This is a genomic window from Corynebacterium sp. MSK074 (assembly GCF_030229735.1).
Classification (GTDB): Bacteria; Actinomycetota; Actinomycetes; order Mycobacteriales; family Mycobacteriaceae; genus Corynebacterium.
The window spans coordinates 14,332-28,042 of the sequence record NZ_JASPIX010000006.1 but is presented as its reverse complement, the minus strand read 5'-3'; the positions used below and the strand labels follow the sequence as shown (position 1 = coordinate 28,042).

General features: G+C 61.3%; 12 protein-coding genes. 4 read left to right on the top strand and 8 right to left on the bottom strand.

What is annotated here, in order from left to right:
- Together QP965_RS07000 and QP965_RS06995 are read right to left on the bottom strand one after the other, a co-directional pair.
- Window positions 1-1,578: a bifunctional ADP-dependent NAD(P)H-hydrate dehydratase/NAD(P)H-hydrate epimerase gene (locus QP965_RS07000; RefSeq protein WP_284844535.1), complete on the bottom strand. Its 1,578-nt coding sequence runs from the start codon at window positions 1,576-1,578 to the stop codon at window positions 1-3.
- An 18-nt stretch (window positions 1,579-1,596) separates the two neighbouring features.
- A complete protein-coding gene (locus QP965_RS06995; protein WP_284844536.1) occupies window positions 1,597-2,412 on the bottom strand; it encodes an Fpg/Nei family DNA glycosylase in 816 nt (271 codons plus the stop codon).
- A gap of 127 nt (window positions 2,413-2,539) precedes the next feature.
- On the opposite strand from QP965_RS06995, the gene QP965_RS06990 reads away from it, so the two are divergent.
- The gene (locus QP965_RS06990) at window positions 2,540-4,036 is read left to right on the top strand and encodes a DUF1846 domain-containing protein (protein ID WP_239282620.1); all 1,497 of its coding nucleotides are present in this window, start codon (window positions 2,540-2,542) and stop codon (window positions 4,034-4,036) included.
- Window positions 4,037-4,148: 112 nt separating this feature from the next.
- Complete coding sequence (gene trhO, locus QP965_RS06985; protein WP_005326978.1) at window positions 4,149-5,084, top strand: oxygen-dependent tRNA uridine(34) hydroxylase TrhO; 936 nt, start codon at window positions 4,149-4,151, stop codon at window positions 5,082-5,084.
- Here trhO and QP965_RS06980 read toward each other — a convergent pair.
- From QP965_RS06980 to QP965_RS06955, 6 genes are all read right to left on the bottom strand, one after another.
- A complete protein-coding gene (locus QP965_RS06980) occupies window positions 5,081-5,827 on the bottom strand; it encodes an aminotransferase class IV (RefSeq protein ID WP_239279016.1) in 747 nt (248 codons plus the stop codon). The two genes, trhO and QP965_RS06980, sit on opposite strands and share 4 nt — an antisense overlap.
- Window positions 5,824-7,683: a chorismate-binding protein gene (locus tag QP965_RS06975; RefSeq protein WP_239279017.1), complete on the bottom strand. Its 1,860-nt coding sequence runs from the start codon at window positions 7,681-7,683 to the stop codon at window positions 5,824-5,826. The genes QP965_RS06980 and QP965_RS06975 overlap by 4 nt, the downstream gene beginning before the upstream one ends.
- 17 nt (window positions 7,684-7,700) lie before the next feature.
- Window positions 7,701-8,183 carry a hypothetical protein gene (locus QP965_RS06970; protein ID WP_239279018.1) on the bottom strand — a complete coding sequence of 161 codons (483 nt, stop codon included), beginning with the start codon at window positions 8,181-8,183 and terminating at the stop codon, window positions 7,701-7,703.
- Between the two features lie 9 nt (window positions 8,184-8,192).
- Window positions 8,193-9,164: a universal stress protein gene (locus tag QP965_RS06965; RefSeq protein WP_284844537.1), complete on the bottom strand. Its 972-nt coding sequence runs from the start codon at window positions 9,162-9,164 to the stop codon at window positions 8,193-8,195.
- A gap of 86 nt (window positions 9,165-9,250) precedes the next feature.
- On the bottom strand, window positions 9,251-9,751 hold the full coding sequence (locus QP965_RS06960) for a MarR family winged helix-turn-helix transcriptional regulator (protein ID WP_239279020.1): 501 nt from the start codon (window positions 9,749-9,751) through the stop codon (window positions 9,251-9,253).
- 54 nt (window positions 9,752-9,805) lie between these two features.
- Window positions 9,806-10,894: an inositol-3-phosphate synthase gene (locus QP965_RS06955; protein ID WP_284844538.1), complete on the bottom strand. Its 1,089-nt coding sequence runs from the start codon at window positions 10,892-10,894 to the stop codon at window positions 9,806-9,808.
- A 117-nt stretch (window positions 10,895-11,011) separates the two neighbouring features.
- On the opposite strand from QP965_RS06955, the gene QP965_RS06950 reads away from it, so the two are divergent.
- Window positions 11,012-11,389 (top strand): DUF5318 family protein, encoded by a 378-nt coding sequence (locus tag QP965_RS06950; RefSeq protein WP_239279031.1) that lies wholly within the window; start codon window positions 11,012-11,014, stop codon window positions 11,387-11,389.
- Window positions 11,390-11,465: 76 nt separating this feature from the next.
- Window positions 11,466-13,706, top strand: coding sequence for a transglycosylase domain-containing protein (locus tag QP965_RS06945; RefSeq protein ID WP_284844539.1), 2,241 nt, complete (start codon window positions 11,466-11,468; stop codon window positions 13,704-13,706).
- Window positions 13,707-13,711 lie beyond the last annotated feature (5 nt).

The window sequence follows — 13,711 nt, the reverse complement described above, 5'->3', positions numbered from 1 at the left end:
CTAGCGCTGCATGAGGAGTAGCCGTGCGATTGCCTGTGGCACGGATGCGGCAATCTGGGAGGCGGAGCAAAGGCCAAAGCCGTCCGGGGTGTGGGCGGCAATGGCCGCCGCGTGTTGGTGGATGGCCGCGGCGTGCAGGATTTCCATAATGATCGCCTCCGCATCCGCCTCGGCGGCATCCAGTTGCGCGAGCGTGGCTCCGAGGATGCCAGAGAGTACGTCACCAGAACCGGCGGTGGCCGCGTAGGAGTGCCCAGCGTTCATGCCATAAATTTTCTGGCCTGGGGCCGTGACCGTGGTGATCCGGCCCTTGTGCAGGATGAAGCAGTCGAGCGCATCGGAAAGCTTCCGCAGGCGCACCCCGAGGCCTTCCGAAAGATCAAGTTCGCGGCCGAGAGTTGCCGCGTAGAGCCGCTCAAACTCCCCGGCATGCGGGGTCAGGACGGCGCAGGGATGATCGCGCACGAGTTCGCGTAGATCGCCGTCGGTCGAGAGCACGGTCAGCGCATCGGCGTCGATAATGGTGGGCAGCCCGCGTTCTAGCACGGCGCGCAATTCCGCGGCCGCCTCCGGTCCGGTGCCGCGCCCTGGACCTACGACCCAGGCTTGGGCGTGGACCTTTTCTTGGGCACTGGCATGGGGCACTACCTCCGGCAGGCTCGTGACCACGGAGTCATTGCCTACGACGCGAACCATGGACGGCGTGGCGCGCACCGCGCCCGTGGCGGCGAGGATGCCCGCGCCGGGAAAAGCACTGCTGCCAGCACATACTGCGGTCACTCCGCCGGTGTACTTGGTGCTTTTCGCTCCCGGAGTCGGATCCAGGATTGGTCCCGTGCAGCCCACCGGCTTCGGGGCGGTGACCAGGCCTTGTTCTCCCGAAAGCACCGGCTCAGTCGGCCACTGGTAGGGCAGGGGAATAGTGGGTTCGTTGGCGATATAGCCCACCGGCTCCGCGGTAGCGGAAAGCTCTTCTGCAAAGGAGCGAGGGGCGCCGGGTAGGAGCAGATCGCAGAGCACCACCGCACCGCATTCCGGGGCAAAGATATGTCCGGCACGGGCCCAGCCAAAGCTAATAGTCACGTCTGCGTCTACGGCATCGGCTGCGGCCATGCCGGTATCGGCGTTAATGCCCGAAGGAATGTCCACCGCTAATACCGGCACCCCACGCTCCTTGGCCTCGGTATAGGCCCTCAGTGGGGCACCGGAAAGGCCGCGTGTGGAGGCGAGGCCGGCGACGGCGTCGATAAGCAGATCGGCGTTTCCTAGACCGTGCGCAATGGTTCCGCCGGCCGCGGCAAATGCCTCTAGCGCGGGTTCGTGGGCGCTATCCGCTGCGAGAATGGCCTCCACTGAGTAGCCCTCTTCTGTCAGGAAAGCACCAGCATAGAGGCCATCGCCGCCGTTGCCGCCTGGCCCGGCCAGGATAGTTACGCGCCGTCCAGAGTCGAGCATGCTCGCGGCAGTGGCCGCCACGCCTCGTGCGGCTAAGCGTATGAGCTCATCGTCAAAGTTCTGCTGGGCTAGAAGGGAACGCTCTGCCGCGCGGACGGCGGCAACGCTATAGGCATGTCGCATGCCCGCCAGGATAGGCCTTTAAGGTGCCGGTTGGCAGGTCGGGCACCAAAATAGGTTGCGTCCCTCCATGACTTTTTCTGCCACCGGGGTGCCGCAGATATAGCAAGGTAGGCCGGCGCGGCGATAGACGTAGACCTCGCCGCCGTGGTCGTCCTTGCGCGGTTCGCGGCCCATGGCCTCGGGGGAGTGCTCGGGACGCACGGTATCGATGCGGCCGTGCTCCACTCCGTATTCCATGAGATCCACCAAGTCCGCCCACGTGGCGTCAAAGGTTTCACGGGAAACGTCCCGGCCCGGCAGGAAAGGGGAGAGGCCGTGGCGAAAGAGGGTCTCGGCCCGGTAGATATTGCCCACGCCGGCATAAAGGTGCTGATCCATCATGAGCGAGCCAATGCTGCGGCGCGATTTATGCACTGTGGACCAGAGCGCCTCCACGTCAGCGTCCGTGCGCAGCGGGTCTTGGCCTACCTTGGCTAGCTGGGCGCGGAATTCCTCTTCAGTGAGCAGGCGGCAAAACTGCGGCCCGCGCAGGTTAGCGGCCTCGGCGCCATTATCAATGCGCACCCGGATCTGTCCGCCTACTTCCGCGCGGGGCTCGAAGCGCAGCTTGCCAATCAGGCCTAAGTGAATATAGAGGATATGGCGCGGATCCTGGGCGCTGAAGTGTACAAAAAGGTGCTTGCCGTAGGTCTCTGCCAGCTCGATGCGCTCGCCATCGAGAAGCTCCGCCTCCGCCGCGAAGCGGCCCTGCGGACTGGTCACGCGCAGCGGCATGCCGCGAAAATCGGCGTTGAATTTATTAGCTAGGCGGTGGATGACGTGACCTTCAGGCATGGAATCCAGTCTAATCGGGAAGAATTTTCGGCCAAACCGGGCGCTAACCAGCTCACTTATTTGCGGGGTGACAATAGCGTAAACTCGAAATGCGGAATGATTTAACTCAGGGGAAGGCTTTCAAATCATGACGCAAAAAATCGGCTTTGACCGCGAGAAATACATTGAGCTGCAGTCGAAGCACATCCACGCCCGCCGCGAGGAAATCGGCGGCAAACTCTACCTAGAGATGGGCGGCAAGCTTTTTGACGATATGCACGCCTCCCGCGTATTGCCCGGCTTCACCCCGGACAATAAAATCGCGATGCTGGAGCGCATCAAAGAGGACGTTGAGATCCTCATCTGCATCAACGCGAAGGATATCTCCCGCCAGAAGGTGCGCGCGGACCTGGGCATCCTTTATGAAGATGACCTGCTGCGCCTGGTGGACGTATTCCGCAGCCGCGGATTCTTGGTAGAAAACATCGTCATGACCCAGCTGGAGGAAGGCAACTCCCAGGCGGAGGCCTTCATCGAAAAGGTCGAGCGCCTCGGCCTCAAGGTGGCGCGCCACCGCGTTATCCCCGGCTACCCCACCAATACGGACCTTATCGTGTCCGAAGAGGGCTTTGGGCGCAATGAGTTTGCGGAAACCTCCCGCGACCTTGTCGTGGTCACCGCGCCGGGCCCTGGCTCCGGAAAGCTGGCCACCGCGCTCTCGCAGGTCTACCACGAGCACCAGCGCGGCAATAATGCCGGCTACGCCAAATTTGAAACCTTCCCTATCTGGAATCTCCCCCTGGAACACCCCGTGAACCTGGCCTATGAGGCAGCCACGGTGGACCTGAACGATTCCAATATTATTGACCACTTCCACCTGTCCGCCCACGGCGAATCCACCGTGAACTACAACCGCGATGTGGAAGCATTCCCGCTGCTGCGCACGCTTTTGGAAAAGCTCACCGGCACCACCCCGTACCAGTCCCCGACGGACATGGGCGTGAACATGGCCGGCTTCTGCATTACTGACGACGCCGTGTGCCGCGCCGCCGCCCAACAAGAAATCATCCGCCGTTACTTCAAGGCCCAGGTGGAAGAGGCGCGTGCGGGCTTGGGCACCGAGCAATCCGAGCGCGCCGCCGTCATCATGGCTAAGGCCGGCATCAAGGTAGAAGATCGGCCCGTGGTAGCACCTGCGCGCCAGCGCGCGGAAGAAACCGGCGAGCCTGCCTCTGCTATGCAGCTGCACGACGGCACCATGATCACCGGCCGCACCTCGCCCCTGTTGGGATGCTCGGCGGCGATGCTGCTCAATGCACTGAAGCACCTGGCAGGTATCGATGACGATATCCACCTGCTGTCGCCCGAGTCCATCGAGCCGATTCAAACGCTCAAGACCAAGCACCTGGGTTCCAAGAATCCACGCCTGCATACCGACGAGGTTCTGATCGCTTTGTCCGTGTCTGCGGCGAAGGATGACAATGCTCGCAAGGCGCTGGAGCAGATCAAGGAACTTGCTGGTTGCGACGTCCACACCACCACTATCCTGGGTTCTGTGGATGAGGGAATCTTCCGCAACCTGGGCGTGCTCGTGACCTCTGATCCCGTCTTCGCCCGCAAGAAGGCGCTGTACCAAAAGCGCTAACTTCCGCATGCTCAAGATTCGGCCCTTTCAGCTTGTGCTGGAGGGGCCGCAGTCTTATAAGGGAGAGCTACAAGATTGGGGATCTGTGCAGCTGCAGGCCTAAGATTGGGGCGTGACTATTGGCAAAGTTCTCCTGTATTACTGCTTTACCCCCATCGAAGATCCCACCGCTATCATGCTGTGGCAGCGCACCCTGTGCGAGTCCCTGGGCCTCAAGGGGCGCATCCTCATTTCCGAGCACGGTATCAACGGCACCGTTGGCGGCGATATGGAAGCCTGCAAGCGCTACGTCCGCCAGACCAAGGAATACCCTGGCTTTAAGCGCATGCAGTTCAAGTGGTCCGAGGGTGGTGCGGATGACTTCCCGCGGCTTTCGGTCAAGGTGCGCGATGAAATCGTGGCCTTTGGCGCGCCGGGCGAGCTGAAGGTGGATGAAAACGGCGTAGTTGGCGGCGGCGTGCACCTCAAGCCGGAAGAGGTAAATAAGCTGGTAGAAGAACGTGGCGAGGAGGTCGTTTTCTTTGACGGCCGCAACGCCATGGAGGCAGAGATTGGCAAGTTTAAAAATGCGGTCGTGCCCGATGTGAAAACCACGCATGACTTCATCGAGGAAATCGAATCCGGCAAGTATGACTGGATGAAGGATAAGCCGGTGGTGTCTTACTGCACCGGTGGCATCCGCTGCGAGATCCTGTCCTCGTTGATGAAGAACCGCGGCTTCAAAGAGGTCTACCAGATCGATGGTGGCATCGTGCGCTACGGCGAAAAGTACGGCAATGATGGCCTGTGGGAAGGCTCCATGTATGTCTTTGACAAGCGCATGCACCACGAGTTTGGCCAAGGACTGCAAGACCCCGGTTTCATCCAGCTCGGCCACTGCGTGCACTGCGGTAAGGGCACGAATACCTTCCACAATTGCATCAATGAAGATACCTGCCGCCAGCAGGTACTCATCTGTGATGACTGCATCCAGCACGTAGAAACCCAGCACTGCGGCCGGCCGGATTGCGCCGAAGTGGCAGCGCAGCTAGCCAAGCAGGAGAGCTAGTCGCGCGCCGTTTCCTTGCGGAAGCAGCCCCACCACCAGTGCTGCCACGCTACGGTATATGGGCTGTGCGGCGGATGGATGACGCCGGTGGGGGCGTGTAGCTTACTGACCGGGCTAATACCGTGGAGCGAGTTGAGGAACCACAGGGGGCGTTCGGCGGCAAGCTCCGGGGTGAGCGGGCGCGTTTCGGTTCGCATGCCTAGGTCCGCAGCGCGCCGGGCAACTTGGCGCAGCGTGATGCTGGGCAGCGCCTGACCTGTGGGGAGGATAAGCGTTTCCTCGTCCCAGGCGACGAGCGCGCCGGTGGTGGTCTCCACCATGGCACCGGAGGAATCCACGATGGCGGTGTCATCGGTGCCGTCTGCCTGATACTCGTCGCGGTAGCGTGCTAGCGCTGGGAAGTCGGGACCCTTGACTAAAGGTTGCGTGCGCGGGTCGGGGGCTTGCACATAGGTCACCCGGGTGGTTCGGCGCGCAGGGGGTGCGGGGCGAATATCGAGGCGCAGGTGTTCGCCGGCTAGCGAGATGCGGGGGAAGAGATCGCCGGGGCCTATAAGCTGCAGCATCGCGGGGACGAAGCCGGCGGGAAGTGGGCCGGCCACCGACTCGAAGCGCTGGAGGTGCAGGGGGAGGGCGTTGGAGTGGGCGTCGGCAAGCATCCGCCAAGAATCCGCAACGTCAAAGGGGCCGGGGTGAGGTTGGCTTGGAATAAAGCTGCCCTGGTGCCAGAGGTAGCTGCTCATTGCCACGCCCCCAGCACGGATTGGGCCTTGAGGTTGCGCTCCTCCAGCTCGGCGGCCGGATCCGAATCCAGGACGATGGCCCCGCCGGCGCCGATGGTGATCTCACCGGCCGCCCGCACGGCTGTGCGGATGACCACGCTGAGATCGGATTGTCCGTCAAACCCCAGGTAGCCCACCACGCCGGAGTACACGCCGCGCGGTCCCGTTTCGAGTTGGTCAATGATCTCGCAGGTGCGCAGCTTCGGCGCGCCCGTCATCGATCCGGGAGGAAAGGTGGCGCGGAGGGCATCGACCGCGGTGGCACTGGCGCGCAGCTGCCCGGTAATGGTGGAGACCAACTGATGGACGGTGGCATAGCTTTCTACCTGCATCAACTTCGGCACGCGCACGGTACCGGGCTCGCATACCCGGGAGAGATCGTTGCGCAGTAGGTCAACGATCATGAGGTTTTCGGCCCGTGTCTTCGGGTCCGTGGTCAGCAGTGCGGGATCCTGGTCGGCCGAGATGGTGCCCTTAATCGGCTTGGCCTCTACCTCACGGCCGCGCACGGTGAGGAAGCGTTCGGGCGAGGCGCTGCAGACCTCTACGCCGTCGAAGACGAGGTGTGCGGCATAGGGTGCGGGATTGTGCGAGCGCAGTTGGGGATAGAGCTCGCCTTCGGTCGCGGCCGTGTAGGTATCGGTCAGGCAGACCTCGTAACTCTCGCCGGCGTGCAGGAATTCTTGGGCGCGTTTAATCCGCTCCAGGTAGCCGGGGCTGCGCCAGGAGCCCGCGCTTAGCGACGCCCCACCGTCCTCCCCCGTGGGCCGTGGTTCCTCCGTGTCCAAGGCGGCTTCCAGGCGTTTTAGCAGTTCCTCGGCGCCGTCATCGGCAAGGCAGCACAGGTGCGCGGTTTCTGCGTGGTGGTCGTAGACGATAAAGGACTGCGGCCGCACAAAGTAGGCATCTGGGTAAGGAGAGCGGTGGCGTAGCTCAATGGGCAGGGTGAGCTGGGCGCATTCGTAACCCAGGTACCCGATTACCCCGCCGGTAAACGGGAGGTCCGGTGCGTCGATGATGCGGGTGGCAAGCTCGCGGTCGAGGAGGGTGAGGATATCGGGGGCGTCGCCAAGCCGGTAGCGGAAAGAGCGACTCAATGCGCCGGCGGTATCGCCGAGGATGGAATAGCGCCCGCGGGGATCCGCGGAGTCGAGGAAGAAGGCATCGTTGCCCTCGGCGCGCAGGGCGGCAAAGACCCGTGGGCAATCCACCGCGCCGGGGACTTCGCGGTGGAGCAAGCGGAACCCGCCTAGAAAGTTGCGCATAATCTCCCGGCCGTGCTGGGTAAGCACCGACTCCGGGTGAAATTGCACGCCCCAGTGCGGCAAGCCATCGACCTTAAGCGCTTGGATGACGCCATCCTCGCTGCGGGCATGCACGGTAATGCCGGGGGCCTCCTCTATATGCAGGGAGTGGTAGCGCACCACCTCGAAGTCTTGCGGGATTCCGGCAAAGATTCCTTCGCCCGAGTGACTGATGGTAGAGACAAAACCGTGGCGCGGCTGCGGCGCGCGCGACACCTGGGCGCCGGCCAGCAGACCTAGCCCCTGGTGGCCAAGGCATACACCCAGTACCGGAATCTCGGCCGCGGCTGCGGCGGCGATAATGCCCCGGGCAGCACCGAAATCCTCCTCGCGCTCCGGCGTGCCCGGCCCAGGAGAAATCACCACATGCGAAAATTCGCCGGCACGGACGCGATCGGCCAGCCCTTCCGCTTCACCGGCGGCGACGACGAGTGGTTCGCGTCCGGCTACCTCCGCGATGAGGTGGGCAAGGTTGAAGGTATAAGAATCGTAATTATCAAGCAGGAGGATCATAGGGAGGCGGAAAGTTTCTATGCGGCGGCCGAGTCCATGAGGAACAGCTGGATATCGGTAATGGTCCACAGCATGAAATTGCAGGCCATTACCCAGAAAATGGCCATCCAACTGCGCCACCGCAGATAGCGGTGCAGCTTGCGCACCATGATGATGGCGCAGCCGATCATGCCGAAGAAGGGAATGATCGGGGTGGTCAGGCTAAAGAAGGTGCGCTGCCCGTCGGTGCAGAGCCACGTGGCGGCGTCATCCTCACACAAGGGACCACCGGAGAGCCGAGTGACGAGCGCGACTGCGAAACCATAAAGCGCGGAGAGCACAAGAACGCCGATCATGTACCAGACGGCCTGGCGGGTGGAGCGGCGGTTAGCAGCGGCAATCTCTAAAGGGTCCGGCTCATCGGCCAGCTCATCAAAGCTCCGCGGTTCCGGGCGGCGCAGATTGGCATAGTCCGCATCGGAAGTTAGATCGTTTTCGGGATGCTCTGGTCGCAGGCTCATGCCCCAATCCTAACCGCAGGATGGGTGGACCAAGATAGGCACCCGAATATGCGGCAGCAGCTCCGTGGCGGTAGATCCCAAGAACACGCGGGCGATGGGGCCCTGCGGGGTGGAGGCCATGAGCATGAGATCGCCCTTCTTCCACTTGAGCGAATCCACTGCGCCGCCCCAGCCCGCACCGGAACCAATTTCAGAAGTGACATCCAGCTCGGGGAATTTTTCTTGAATGCAATCGCGGGCGCGGTCCAGCATGGCGAGGGAATCCTCGAGCCACTCCGCCACCAGCTCGAGCGCCATATCGTGCTTATCCTTGGACGGCGTATTGAGCAGTCCCTTTGCCGAAAAGGCCAGCAGGCGCAGCGGCAGGTTCCAGCGGTTCGCGAGCTCCGCTGCGGCGAGCATCTCATGATCTTCGCGCGGGCTGCGTTCAGTAATGGCAAAGTTAAAGCGGGTGACGCCGTGCTTGGACAGTTTTACCTTGCGGGGCACCAAACCCAACGGCTGAGGAGAATAATGCAGCAAGGTATCGGCCGTAGAACCAGCAAAGAAACGGCCCTTCGGTGCGGCCTGGTTGGGCCCCAAAATGATGAGGTCTGCCTCGAACTTCTTGGCCATTTCCGTCAGCAGATGGGGGCGCGAAGGGCCGTCGACCAATAGGGAGGGTTTCTCATCCCAGCAGCTACGCGGCACGCCGGCTTCATCGAGGGCGGCATGGGTAGCGGCCGCGCAGGCCTCCTTTTGTGATTTAAACCATTTTTTATATTTTCCGCCGAGTTTGTTGAGGGAAGTCGTAGTCCACGGCTGGAACACGGTAGAGATGACGCGTACTTGTATTTCTGCGGTGCGGGAGAGCCACGCGGCACAATCTAGAGCCTCGGTACCGGAGGAAGAAGGGCTCCAAGAAATAAGAATGCGAAGGGGTTTATCGGCCGAGCCCTTGCTCAAGGCCGGCAGATGCCCATCGGAAGAATCAGTTGCCATACGGAGTGAACTAGTGAGAGCTTACGGTTTTCGTTTTCTCAATTATCACGTTAAGCCGAAGAAAAATGAAATCACCGCGGGCAAAACTAGCGCTGTTCGCCGTTCATTGTGGGGCGATAGACATCAGCCAGCTTGGAGATAACGGTGGCTACTTCGTTGGCGGTCTCCAAATCCTTCGGCTCGAGCCACCGCATGATCTCTGCTAGGGCGGAGGCGCGCTGCTGCGAGACTATGGCTAGTTCGGATTCGCCTAGTTGCGTCAGCGCTACCAAGACGCCGCGGCGGTCCTCTTCATCGCGGTGGCGTTCCACGTAGCCGCGGCGCTCTAGCTGATAGAGCGCGTTGGAGGCGGTGGGCATGCGGATAAGTTCTGCCTGCGCGATGGTGGAAACGCGGGACGGTCCGCGCATACGCAGCTGGTTCATGATGGACACCTGGGAGGTGGTCAATGAAGAGCCCTCCGCCGTGCGCTGGAAAATAAGAATGAGCTTATTGAGCGACGGCTGGATGGAACGCGCGACCTCGACGGCATCCTCGTACGTAGACGGGGATTGAGCGGGGCCCTTCTCCTCATGTTGCTGCGTCATAGAAAACGATTGTATAGCCCGTTTTCCCTGCGCGGTAGTTCGGAAGTTAAAAAATTAGTTTCCGGCAATAAAGTCTTCTAGCTCGGCGCGCGCCACGTCATCGGCCTTTTGTACCGGCGGGGATTTCATCAGGTAGGACGAGGCAGCCAGTACCGGGCCCGCCACCCCGCGGTCGAGGGCAATCTTGGCGGCGCGTACGGCATCGATGATGATGCCGGCGGAGTTAGGCGAGTCCCAGACTTCCAGCTTGTACTCCAAGCTCAGCGGTACTTCGCCAAAGGCGGAGCCCTCTAAGCGGACATAGGCCCATTTGCGATCATCGAGCCATTCCACGTAATCGGAAGGCCCGATGTGGACGTTGCGGTCCTCCCGCTTACCGGCGATGGGCGAGTTGTGCAGGTTAGAGGTTACGGCCTGCGTCTTGGAGATCTTTTTGGATTCGAGGCGCTCGCGCTCGAGCATATTCTTAAAATCCATATTGCCGCCCACATTGAGCTGCATGGTGCGCTCCAAGCGCACGCCGCGGTCTTCAAAGAGCTTCGCCATGACGCGGTGAGTAATGGTGGCGCCCACCTGGGACTTAATATCATCGCCTACGATGGGCAGCCCGGCATCTTCGAACTTCTTCGCCCACTCCGGATCAGAGGCAATAAAGACCGGCAAGGCATTGACAAAGGCGCAGCCGGCATCGATCGCCGCCTGGGCGTAGAACTTATCCGCTTCCTCAGAGCCCACCGGCAGGTAGGAGACTACGACGTCGGCGCCGGATTGGCGGAGTGTGGCGGGGACGTCGGCAAGCGGGGCTTCCGATTCCGCGATGGATTCTTGGTAGTACCGGCCGAGGCCGTCCAGGGTAGGACCGCGCTGCACGGTAACGCCCAGCTCAGGGACGTCAGTTATGGAAATGGTGCAATTGCGGGAGCTGCGCGTAGCCTCCGCCAGATCCTTGCCCACCTTGTCCGCATCCACGTCGAAGGCGGCAACAAATTCCACATCGCCTACGTGGTACGGGCCAAACTGGGCGTGCATCAAGCCGGGAATATCTGCATCTGCCGCGGCGTTGCGATAAAACTCCACGCCTTCAATGAGGGACGTGGCGCAGTTGCCGACGCCCACGATGGCGACCTTTACTTTTTCGGACACGGTCTACTCCTTTTACTCCATGAGTTGTGGCTGTCAGTGACTGCGCAAGAGTAAGCCGAAAATTATGCCCTATGGTGGCATAACGCCATGTGGATCGATCAAGAAGAGGTAATTAGGATGATCCGGGTGAATTCCGTTGCCTATAAGCACGTGCTCTCCCATGAATGGGAGCGCGCCCACCACCTGCGCGAATTTCGCGCCGGGCAGCTCACGCGGGAGGACGTGTGCGATGCTGATTTTTTGCTGCGCGCCGCAGCAGAGCACCACGGGCGCGCCATGGATAAGGAATGCCCCGTGTGTGGCGAACCTCTGCGGCTCACGCGCTGGGTCTATGGCGAGAACCTCGGCCGCCGCGCCGGGAGTGCCCGCAGTGAGAAAGAAATAGCGGAGTTTGTAGCCGAGGGCTTGGAGTTTACGGTGCACGAGGTGGAGGTATGCCGCCAGTGCCGGTGGAACCACTTGTTGCGTTCTGCTACTGCATTTAACGCGTGTTAGTTTCCAGCGCACCGCCTTAGGCAGTAAGCTGCAATTATTTAGTTTTGTGATCAGGGATGAATGAGGACACGAATCAGTGACCGAGAAGGAATCTACCGGCAAGTCCACTAAGGTGGCTCGCCCCAGCAAAAAGCAGGCGACAAAGAAGCGCCGCATCTGGCCGTGGGTCGTTTTGGCGTTCCTACTGGTCTTTGTAGCACTGCCCGCAGGACTTTTTGCCTACGCATACTCGCAATACTCCGTTCCGGAGCCCAAGGACCTGGCCAATAACCAGGTCTCTACCATCTACGCGGGTGATAATCAGACCCAGCTCGCCCGCCTGGTGCCGCCGGAAGGCAACCGCACCCACGTGAAGCTGGATGAAATCCCGGAATACGTGCAGGACTCCGTGCTGGCCGCGGAGGACCGTGACTTCTGGGATAACTCCGGCTTCTCCTTCACCGGCCTCGGCCGCGCCGTGGTGGGTAAGCTAACCGGCAATGAAGATGCTGGCGGCGGTTCCACCATTACCCAGCAGTATGTGAAAAACACGCTGGTGGGCAACGAATACTCCTACGTGCGCAAGATTCGCGAGCTCATCTACTCGGTGAAGATGACCAATGAGTGGGATAAGGAGGATATTCTCAACGCCTACCTCAACACCGTGTACTTCGGCCGCAATGCCTACGGCATCCAGGCGGCATCCAACGCCTACTTTGATAAGGACGCCAAGGACCTCACTCCGGAGGAAGGCGCCATGCTCGCTGGCCTCATTCAGTCCCCGTCCGGCCTCGACCCGCGCGTGAACCAGGAGGGCTCCGAGGACCGCTGGAACTACGTCCTTGATGGCTTGGTAGACATGGGTGACCTCACCCAGGAACAGCGTGATGGCATGGTCTTCCCAGAGACCCGCGACCCAGCTGAGTACTCCGCCTACACCGAAGCCCCAGGCGCTAATGGCCACATCAAGGATCAGGTCATCCGCGAACTGGAAGAGGTAGGCATCACCGAAAACGAGGTGTCCACCGGCGGCCTGCGCATCACCACCACCATCGATATGAATGTGCAGAACAACACCATCCAGGCAGTCGATGACCAGATGGCTCCGCTGCAAGAGGATGCGCGTGCGGCTTCCGTGACCATCGATCCGAAGACCGGTGCGGTCCGTGGATACTTTGGCGGCCACGATTCCAATGGTTGGGACTACGCCAACTCCCCGCTGCAGACCGGTTCTACTTTCAAGATCATGACCCTTGCGGCCGCCCTGCAGCAGGGCATCAGCCTAGATACCAATTACTCGTCCGCTCCGTACCAGCTGCCTGGCTCGGATGTTGTCACCAACGTGGGCGGCGGCTGCGGCGTATGCAACCTGCGCGAGGCTACCAAGCAATCCCTGAATACCTCCTTCCTTCGCCTGCAGGAGGACCTCAAGAACGGCACGCAGGACACCGCAGATATGGCGCACGCCCTTGGCGTGGCTAAATCCCTGCCGGGCATTGAAAAGACGCTGACGGAAAACGGCAAGCAGCCATTCGAAGGCATTGTTCTGGGCCAGTACCAGTCCCGCCCGCTCGATATGGCCACCGCAATGTCCACCCTGGCTAACCAGGGCGTGTGGCATAACCCGCACTTTGTGCAGCGCGTAGAAAACGCTGCCGGCGAAGTGCTGTACGAGCACCCCGAAGACGAGGGCGAGCGCCGCGTATCGTCCAACGTGGCTAATAACGTCATCGAAGCCATGGAGCCGGTGGCCGCATGGTCTAATGGCGCTCTTGCCGGTGGCCGTGTTTCCGCCTCCAAGACCGGTACCACTCAGATGGGCGATACCGGCAATAACAAGGATGCCTGGATGGTCGGTGCCACCCCGCAGCTGGCTACCGCCGTGTGGGTAGGTACCGCGGATAACACCTCCGCTATCTTCGATCAGTACGGCGGCATCATGTACGGCGCCGGCGCGCCAACCAAGATTTGGAAGGCCGTGCTGGATAACTCCCTGGCCAACTCCGAATTCCAAAACTTCCCGGCTGCCTATCCGCTGGGATTCGGCAACATGGGCGCCGGAACGGCCGCTCCGGCCTATGACCCGAGCTGGGATAGCGGCGCTGGCGATACCCAGGACTACGAGGCCCCTGCCGAGCAAGCAGCTCCGGAAGAGGAAACCAAGCCGGCTCAGCCGGAGAACAAGCCGGAGAGCCCGAAGCCTGCCCCGAAACCGCAACGCGGCAATGGCAATAGCGGCAATAGTGGTGATAACAACCAGGCACCGGCCCAGCCAGAGGCGCCGTCTTTGGATGACCTCATCGGCCCCGATAGCGACTTGGCAGACCTTCTAGGGTAGGCGGC

Excerpts from the sequence above, each read along its gene's own strand:
- QP965_RS07000 (WP_284844535.1), bottom strand. The coding sequence starts at position 1,578 with ATGCGACATGCCTATAGCGTTGCCGCCGTCCGCGCGGCAGAGCGTTCC.
- QP965_RS06995 (WP_284844536.1), bottom strand. The coding sequence starts at position 2,412 with ATGCCTGAAGGTCACGTCATCCACCGCCTAGCTAATAAATTCAACGCC.
- QP965_RS06990 (WP_239282620.1), top strand. The coding sequence starts at position 2,540 with ATGACGCAAAAAATCGGCTTTGACCGCGAGAAATACATTGAGCTGCAG.
- QP965_RS06980 (WP_239279016.1), bottom strand. The coding sequence starts at position 5,827 with ATGAGCAGCTACCTCTGGCACCAGGGCAGCTTTATTCCAAGCCAACCT.
- QP965_RS06975 (WP_239279017.1), bottom strand. The coding sequence starts at position 7,683 with ATGATCCTCCTGCTTGATAATTACGATTCTTATACCTTCAACCTTGCC.
- QP965_RS06970 (WP_239279018.1), bottom strand. The coding sequence starts at position 8,183 with ATGAGCCTGCGACCAGAGCATCCCGAAAACGATCTAACTTCCGATGCG.
- QP965_RS06965 (WP_284844537.1), bottom strand. The coding sequence starts at position 9,164 with ATGGCAACTGATTCTTCCGATGGGCATCTGCCGGCCTTGAGCAAGGGC.
- QP965_RS06960 (WP_239279020.1), bottom strand. The coding sequence starts at position 9,751 with ATGACGCAGCAACATGAGGAGAAGGGCCCCGCTCAATCCCCGTCTACG.
- QP965_RS06950 (WP_239279031.1), top strand. The coding sequence starts at position 11,012 with ATGATCCGGGTGAATTCCGTTGCCTATAAGCACGTGCTCTCCCATGAA.